Genomic DNA, 1,084 nt, shown 5'->3' on the forward strand with positions numbered 1-1,084 from the left:
ATAATCGATGTGATGGTATTTTTTTTTTTCGATCTGTAGACGGCATACATATTCCGAATTCGTGCCTGGAGATCAGTCTTCTGCTTCTCCGATCGGCCGGCTCCCACAGGCCGAAGACCAGCTCGCCGCGCGGCGAGGCGTCCTCGGTGACCTCCGCCACATCCAGACCGGTCAGCCGGGAGGCCGACACGCCCGGATCGGCGGTGGTCGCCGACGCCAGGACGAACACCGGCTCCGCCCCGTAGTGACCGCACACCCGCCGCAGGCGCCGCAGCACCTGGGCCACGTGCGAGCCGAACACCCCCCGGTAGACGTGGCATTCGTCGATCACCACGTACCGCAGCGCCCGCAGGAAGGAGGACCAGCGGCGGTGGGCGGGCAGAAGGCCGCGGTGCAGCATGTCCGGGTTGGTCAGGAGGAGGTTGGCGTGGTCCCGCGCCCAGGCGCGCTCCTCGGTGGCCGTGTCGCCGTCGAAGACGCACGGGCGCACGGCCGCGCCGAGCGGTTGGGCCAGCCGGCGTATCGCGCGCAGCTGGTCGGCGGCCAGGGCCTTGGTCGGCGCCAGGTACAGCGCGGTGGCCGCCCGGGGGCCCGCCCCGGCCCCCGCCTCGCGCAACGCGCCGAGCACCGGGAGCTGATACGCCAGCGACTTTCCCGACGCGGTGCCCGTGGCCACCACCACCGACTCGCCGCGCAGCGCGTGAGCGACGGTCAGCGCCTGGTGCTCCCACAAGCGCTCGATCCCCGTCGCGCGCACCGCCGCGACCACGTCCGGGTGTATCCCTTCCGGCCAGGACGCATGACGTCCGGGACGCGCGGGCAGCTGCTCCATGTGAGTGAGGCGCGCCGCCCGGTCCCTCCGGTCGCGCAGCCCTTCGAGCACCGCCCGCGGGGACGGGCGGCGAGCGTTGCTGTCGCCCGCCCGAGGCGGTGCGTGCTCGTGGGACATCGGCATCGAGTCTGTCACTGGTCCGGCGGACAATGGCTGTAAGACGTCGTCCTGGGCATGTGTAAGTGGTTGAATGCCCTGGCGGCTGCCGATCCATGGGGGGCGACCGCTCGTTAGCAAGGTGCTGGAGGATCC

1 protein-coding gene is annotated in these 1,084 nt (G+C 70.8%); it reads right to left on the bottom strand.

All coding sequences use genetic code 11. From position 1 onward, the window contains the following. The coding region (locus tag D7231_RS35600) for a DEAD/DEAH box helicase (protein ID WP_242000095.1) at nt 1–949 on the bottom strand (949 nt) is incomplete at its 3' end. Between the last annotated feature and the right edge of the window lie 135 nt (nt 950–1,084).

It is taken from the genome of Streptomyces klenkii (genome assembly GCF_003626645.1).
In the GTDB taxonomy this organism is placed as follows: Bacteria; Actinomycetota; Actinomycetes; order Streptomycetales; family Streptomycetaceae; genus Streptomyces; species Streptomyces klenkii.